Origin of the sequence: Carnobacterium sp. AT7 (assembly GCF_000171855.1) — a bacterium.
In the GTDB taxonomy this organism is placed as follows: domain Bacteria; phylum Bacillota; class Bacilli; order Lactobacillales; family Carnobacteriaceae; genus Carnobacterium_B; species Carnobacterium_B jeotgali.
The window spans coordinates 23,097-30,108 of sequence record NZ_ABHH01000024.1 but is presented as its reverse complement, the minus strand read 5'-3'; the positions used below and the strand labels follow the sequence as shown (position 1 = coordinate 30,108).

Genomic DNA, 7,012 nt, shown 5'->3' with positions numbered 1-7,012 from the left:
TAACTGCTGCAATTTCACCCGGATACGCTTCGAAGAGCACTTCAATCGCTTCTAAATCATTGTAAGGAGCTACTAGCGTATTCGAGGTAGTGCTTTTTGGAACTCCTGGTGAATCAGGCAATCCTAGTGTTGCAACTCCGGATCCAACTTTTACTAATAAGGCATCGTCATGTCCATGATAACTACCTTCTAGTTTCACTATTTTATCTCTATTTGTAAAACCACGTGCTAAACGCAATGCACTCATAGTTGCTTCTGTTCCGGAATTAACAAAACGAACCATTTCTACAGAAGGTACACGTTGAATCACAAGTTCAGCTAATTGATTTTCTAAGAGTGTTGGCATACCAAAACTGGTCCCAGAACTTGCTGTGTGTTGAATTTTATCTATGACTTGATCATTTGCATGACCTAGAATTAAAGGGCCCCAACCTAAGACATAGTCAATGTAGTCATTTCCGTCTATATCAACCACATGGCTTCCTTTACCTTTTTGAATAAATACAGGAGGTACATCTACCGATTTAAAGGCCCTTACAGGACTGTTTACTCCTCCTGGCATTAAATTAAGTGCTTTTTCAAAAGCTTGTTCAGATTGTTTCGTGACTCTCAATGCTGACCCCTCCACTTTCTACTACAAGTACTTCAGATGGTTGTTCCGAATTCTCCAATTCCACTGAAAGTCCTAATGATTTAGCGAATAATTTTAAGTCTTTTTTCGATTCTTTTGAAGCATTTTTTCTGGCAAATTCTTTTAAAGATTCAACTGGTATGCGCTTCATCTGATTAATCATACTTTGCATATGCTTATCAATTAAACGAATTTGATGTTGGGTTAATTCAGGCAATTTATTTTCTAAACTTGTTAATGTCAGTTCTTTTAAATTCAGCATTTGTTCGTTAAGCTCTTGTAAATAAGGAACGGCTTTTCTTTCTAGATACCATTGTTTAAATTCTGCTACCTCTTCACTTAGTTCAACTTTAATTTTTCTAACGACTTTATCTTTATCAAGATCGGCTTCTTCTAAACGAAAACTAATTTGGTCCATATCAAATACTTGAATACCTTCAATGTATTGAATACTAGGCTCGATATTTCGCGGAACCGAAAAGTCCATAAACAACTGTTTTTTCAAAGTTAAACGAATGGTCGCCATTTCTTCAATCGTTTTTCCGGTTATCAAATGATAGGGTGCTTTTGTAGCAGTGACCACTCCATCGGCCGCCGCTAAAGACATTGGCAGATGATTAAAATCAGCTGTAAAGAAATAACGTTTTAACACATCTGAATGCCGTGTTTTTTGTGCCCATAAATTCAATTCATGTGCTAAGTCATTTACTTTCTGTTCGTTACGACCAATTAGGGTTATATGAGTAGCGCCTTGATAAAATAACGTTTTAGCCGTTAAACTAATCATTTTTCCTGATCCAATCAAAAGGAAACGTTTGTCTGCTAAGCTATCCCATTCTTCTTTATATAATTTAACCGCGGCAGTTCCGGGATTGTACGATAACTTATCTAAGTTTGTTTTAGTATGCATTTTTTTAGAAAAAGAAATAGCCTTATTAAACAAAGAATTTAGAATTGGACCAGATGTTTTTAGTTCAACAGCCATAGCAAACGCTTGTTTCACTTGACTCAAAATCTGCGTTTCGCCAATGATCAATGAATCAAGCCCAGTTGCTACATTAAATAAGTGTTCAGCAGCCTCATGATTCGACTTTCCATAGCTTGTTGATATAACTTCAGAAATTTCATATCCTGTATGATTTGAAAGAAAACGAAGCATTTCTCCATGCATAAATTCATTTTGATCAATATAAAGATAGTATTCTGTTCGATTGCACGTTGAAAGAATGACAGCTTCTTTAACACCTGAAAAAGATTTTATCTCAGCGAGTTGTTCAGGTAACTGTTGTTCTTCAATTGTATAATGTTCTCTAATTTCTATCGGCGTCGTTTTGTGACTAACCCCGTATAATAAGATTTTCAATAGTACCATCCTCTAATTTTCCATCATTATAATTGATAAAAAACAGAAAAAGATAGAATGCTAATTACCGTTCTATCCCTTCTATTTTAGCTCATCAATTATTCTTGACTTGTTTAATTGCTACAAAAAGAAGTTAGTCTTTAATGTATGATTCAATCAAGCTCCAAGCCTGCTCTTTACCTTCTCCTGTTTCAGAAGAAAAAAGAACGAAATGGTCTTCTTCTCTTATGTTTAATTTATCTTTAACGATTTTTATATGTTTGTTCCATTTTCCCCTTGGAATCTTGTCCGCTTTTGTAGCAACTACGATAACAGGAATAGAATGGTACTTTAGAAACTCATACATTTGTACATCGTCTTCTGTCGGCGGATGTCTAAGGTCTACTACTGAAAGAGCTACTTTTAAAGTCTCTCTTTGAGTAAAGTAAACTTCAAGCATTTGTCCCCATTTTGCCCGTTCTGTTTTTGATACCTTAGCGTATCCGTAACCTGGAACATCTACGAAATAAAAACTATCTTCAATAATATAATAATTTAATGTTTGAGTTTTTCCTGGTTTTCCTGATGTTCTAGCAAGCCCTTTTCGATTAATCATTGTATTAATAAATGATGATTTCCCAACATTTGAACGACCGGCTAAGGCTATTTCAGGTAACCCTGTACTTGGATATTGAGCAGGCGAAACCGCACTGATGACAATATCAGCTTTATTTACTTTCATTTTCTAATCTCCATCTCTAATTATAAATTCTTTTATCATTTTAACATATTAATGTAATCAATGATATTTTAAATTTAAATCAACCTCGACTTTCCCCTTAGAAACTCATAGTTCAGATGAACAACTAAAGCAGCAACCGTGTTAACTTTAGATTTAAGACGATATCAAGATGCTTACAAATGAATTTTGGCTATTCATTAAGCCATTCTTTTTGAGACTCTCACTATTTGCCGAAAAATCTAAATAAAACGGAGTTAAGACAAAATAAATTGTCTCAACCCCGTTTAGTTGGTTTATTTGATGCCATAAAGCTATGATTCAAGCAAAATTAATTTACTTTTTTACCTTCACTATCATAAAACTCAGGAAGTCCAGAACCACTTACAGTATCTTTTGTAATCACACATTTAACGATTTCTGGTCGACTAGGTAAGTCAAACATAATTTCTAACATGATTGATTCAATAATGGAACGTAAACCACGTGCACCAGTATTGCGTTCAATTGCTTTTTTAGCAATTTCTGTTAAAGAATCTTCTTCAAATTCTAGTTCAACATCATCCAAACCTAATAATTTTTTGTATTGTTTTGCAAGTGCATTTTTAGGTTTTGTTAAAATATGGACTAAATCATCTTCAGTTAATTTTTCTAACGCAGCCATAACCGGCAAACGTCCGATAAATTCTGGAATCAATCCAAATTTCAATAAATCTTCTGGGATAATTTGTTGCATAACGCTTTGGCCTTCTTCTATTTTTTTCTTAGCAGAACCAAAACCAATAACTTTTTCTCCCATACGATTTTTAACAATCGTTTCAATTCCGTCAAAAGCTCCACCAACAATAAATAAAATATTGCTTGTGTCTAATTGAATGAACTCTTGATGAGGATGTTTTCTACCGCCTTGTGGAGGTACATTTGCAACAGTTCCTTCTAAGATTTTAAGCAAGGCTTGTTGAACACCTTCCCCACTTACATCACGTGTAATCGATACATTTTCGCCTTTACGCGCAATTTTATCAATTTCATCAATATAAATGATTCCTTTTTGAGCACGTTCTACATCATAATCAGCTGCTTGCATTAGTTTTAGAAGAATATTTTCAACGTCTTCACCAACATATCCAGCTTCTGTCAGACTTGTAGCATCCGCAATCGCAAATGGAACATTTAAAATACGAGCCAAACTTTGAGCCAGAAAAGTTTTTCCGGATCCTGTTGGTCCAATTAAACAAATATTACTCTTTTGCAATTCTACGCCATCTTTTTCGTCTCCACCAATTTGGTTTACACGTTTATAATGGTTATAAACAGCTACAGATAATGATTTTTTAGCCTGTTCTTGTCCAATAACATAATCATTTAAGATGCCTCTAATTTCTTGAGGTTTAGGCACTTCTAAAAATTCGCCATAACCTGCATCACTAAATTCTTCGTCAATAATTTCTTTACATAAATCGATACATTCATTACATATATATACACCTGGACCAGCAACAATTTTTTTCACTTGGTCTTGAGACTTGCCACAAAAAGAGCAGCTCACAGGTCCTTTTGTTTCTTCATCATTAAACATTCCTGTCCACCTCTATTCTCATTCGTACCACTTACAATAGTAGCAGATTTGCCGCTCATAATCCAATGAGAATCGTTCAAATCTTAAATAGCATAGCATAATTTAGGCTCTAAAGCTAGAATTTAACCTGCTTCTCTTTTAGGCAAAAAAAGACTCCAAAAAGAATAACTTTTGAAGTCCTTTTTTTGTTAGTTTTAATTTATGCTTAACGAATCAGCAATTATTTTTCTTTAGCTGTTTCAGTAATTAAATCAATTGCTTTTTTCATTGAAATGTCATGTTTCAACATTTCTGGAGTCAATGCAGCACGGACAGCTTTTTCATCCATACCATATTGTTCGCCTAAGTTCTTGATTTCTTCATTTACTTCTTCTTCAGAAGTTTCAAACGATTCAGCATCAACGATTGCTTCAAGAACTAAGTTTGTGCGAGTTCTTAAATCAGCATCTGCTTCCATTTGTTTGTGTAAGTCTTGTTCTGTAGTACCCGTAATTTGATAGTACATTTCAGGTGAAACACCTTGACGTTGCATATCGTTTAAAAATACATCCATTTGACGGTGAACTTCATCGTGAACCATTGCCCATGGAAGATCTTCAATTTTTGCATTGTCAACGGCTTGACGAATTGCAGCTTCTTCAATTGCTTCATCAGCAGCAGCATTTTTAGCTTCTGTTAATTGAGTTTTGATTTTTTCTTTCAAAGCTGCTAAAGTTTCAACTTCTTCGTCAACATCTTTAGCAAATTCATCATCTAACTCTGGTAATTCTTTTGCTTTAACTTCGTGTACTTTAACTTTAAATGTTACAGCAGCACCTTTTAAGTCTTCAGCATGGTAATCTTCAGGGAAAGTTAAATCAACGTCTAATTCATCTTCAGCTTTAACGCCAACAAGTTTTTCTTCAAAACCTGGGATGAATGAGTTTGAACCCAATTCTAATGAATGATTTTCGCCTTTGCCGCCTTCGAAAGCAACGCCGTCTTTAAATCCTTCATAATCAATAACAACTGTGTCGCCATCAACTGCAGCATCTTCTTTCAATACCAATTCAGCTTGTGCAGCACGTTTTTGTTCAATATTTTCTTCAACGTCTTTGTCTGTTACTTCACGGTCTTGTTTTTCAACTGTTAAGCCTTTGTATTCACCTAATTCAACTTCAGGTTTCACAGTAACTTCAGCTTCAATAACCCAAGCTTCGCCTTTTTCCATAGATTTAACATCGATTTTTGGTTGAGCAACTGGATCAAGTCCAGCTTCTAATACTGCAGCATCATATGCTTCAGGTAATACAGCGTTCAAAGCATCTTCGTATAAAGCTTCTTCACCATATTGTTTGTTGAAGATTGTACGAGGAACTTTCCCTTTACGGAATCCTGGTACGCTTAAGGTAGATTTTACTTTGTTAAAAGCAGTATCTAGACCTTCTTTAATTTTTTCTTCTGAAATTTCAAATGTTAAGACACCATCATTTGTGCCTTTTTTTTCCCATTTAGCAGTCATGTTATATTTCCCTCCGAAACACTCTATTTTTCGCAATAAAAAAGCAATTGCATACTCATTAATAGTACACTAAAGGCATAAATTTGTAAATAAAAACAACGAATTAAGGGTAAAACAGCTTGACCGTCGTCACATACCAGCCAATATCATAAAAAGCTTAAGCTAAATCCTTTAGTTCTTCATCAATCTTGTGCATCCATTCTTCCATCTCTTTAGTATCAGATAGGGATTCATCAGATTCTTGGTAGAAGTTATCATATCGTTTTTGATACAGTTCAACCCATTTAAGCGGAGAAGTTATGACTTCATTAATGAATGGGTACAGCATGAAAAAGTGCAGGTACGCTTCTTGAATCATAGCTTGATACAAGGTAGGGTCATTTTGTTCCACACGTTCAGATAATAAATCCATAACTTCCTGAACATTTGCATGATTTTTAATGGAAGTTAATGAAGCCGGCTGAATTGTTCTTTTTTCTTTCATCCAATAAACGTCAAATTCACCCGCTACTTGCTCTATAGCTAATCGTTCAATAGCAGTCGCTTTAATAATGCCATTAACATAAGGGTTTGATAATATCGGCTTAACTGCTTCAATAAAAGGTTCTAATGGAATTTCTTCCAATCCTTTCATAATAGTAGATTGTTCAGCAAACGATTTATTTCCTAAAGAATAAGCTTCTTTTAGCAAGTATTGGATTTTTTTCTGTTTTTCTAACTCAATTTGAGCTTGCTCTTCTTCCAACATCTCTTGAATAGCTAACCAATTTTCATTAGCCTTATTCGTTAGTGGGAATTTTTTTTTGCGAAATACTAGCGCTTGTTCAGCTTGAAGAAATAAATGGCACTTTATTAAAATAGCTGTATAAAAAATGGTTAAGGACTCTTCTTGTTCATAAAAAGAGTATTTATCATCTGCGATCTCTTTAGCTTTTTGATAGTCTCCCACTTGGTATAATGCAGTTGTATAATTTGTATTTAATAGCTCATCTTGTTCTAATTGATAGGCTTCTTCAAAGAACGGAAGAGCTTCTTCCATTCTTCCTGATAAAAAGCGCTCCATCGCTTCTTTTTTATACCACTCATAATTTTTTGGAAAGGGTACTGTTTCTCCCATTATGTCACACTCCTGCATTCATGTTGTTCAGTTTTTATTCTTCATTTCCCTTTTTTATTCAGTCTTTATTTTAGCATACATTTGTTTACTAAAGTGATAGAAA

The 7,012-nt window shown here is 34.5% G+C and carries 6 protein-coding genes; all 6 read right to left on the bottom strand.

The window, feature by feature from the left end; all coding sequences use genetic code 11:
• The coding region (locus tag CAT7_RS09125; RefSeq protein WP_007724757.1) for an aminotransferase class III-fold pyridoxal phosphate-dependent enzyme at window positions 1-613 on the bottom strand (613 nt) is incomplete at its 3' end.
• Window positions 591-2,003, bottom strand: a complete 1,413-nt coding sequence (gene hemA, locus CAT7_RS09120; RefSeq protein ID WP_007724756.1) for a glutamyl-tRNA reductase — start codon at window positions 2,001-2,003, stop codon at window positions 591-593. The genes hemA and CAT7_RS09125, both read right to left, overlap by 23 nt.
• Before the next feature lie 124 nt (window positions 2,004-2,127).
• Window positions 2,128-2,715 carry a ribosome biogenesis GTP-binding protein YihA/YsxC gene (yihA, locus tag CAT7_RS09115; RefSeq protein WP_007724754.1) on the bottom strand — a complete coding sequence of 196 codons (588 nt, stop codon included), beginning with the start codon at window positions 2,713-2,715 and terminating at the stop codon, window positions 2,128-2,130.
• 328 nt (window positions 2,716-3,043) lie between these two features.
• Entirely contained in the window at window positions 3,044-4,291 is a 1,248-nt protein-coding gene (gene clpX / locus CAT7_RS09110) for an ATP-dependent protease ATP-binding subunit ClpX (protein ID WP_007724751.1), read from the bottom strand.
• Window positions 4,292-4,511: 220 nt separating this feature from the next.
• Window positions 4,512-5,792, bottom strand: coding sequence for a trigger factor (gene tig / locus CAT7_RS09105; protein ID WP_007724747.1), 1,281 nt, complete (start codon window positions 5,790-5,792; stop codon window positions 4,512-4,514).
• A 157-nt stretch (window positions 5,793-5,949) separates the two neighbouring features.
• Window positions 5,950-6,909 (bottom strand): hypothetical protein, encoded by a 960-nt coding sequence (locus tag CAT7_RS09100; RefSeq protein WP_007724745.1) that lies wholly within the window; start codon window positions 6,907-6,909, stop codon window positions 5,950-5,952.
• Window positions 6,910-7,012: the final 103 nt, after the last annotated feature.

What these genes read in the sequence shown, in the direction of transcription:
- clpX (WP_007724751.1), bottom strand. Translation starts at nt 4,291, where the DNA reads ATGTTTAATGATGAAGAAACAAAAGGACCTGTGAGCTGCTCTTTTTGT.
- yihA (WP_007724754.1), bottom strand. Translation starts at nt 2,715, where the DNA reads ATGAAAGTAAATAAAGCTGATATTGTCATCAGTGCGGTTTCGCCTGCT.
- hemA (WP_007724756.1), bottom strand. Translation starts at nt 2,003, where the DNA reads ATGGTACTATTGAAAATCTTATTATACGGGGTTAGTCACAAAACGACG.
- tig (WP_007724747.1), bottom strand. Translation starts at nt 5,792, where the DNA reads ATGACTGCTAAATGGGAAAAAAAAGGCACAAATGATGGTGTCTTAACA.
- CAT7_RS09100 (WP_007724745.1), bottom strand. Translation starts at nt 6,909, where the DNA reads ATGGGAGAAACAGTACCCTTTCCAAAAAATTATGAGTGGTATAAAAAA.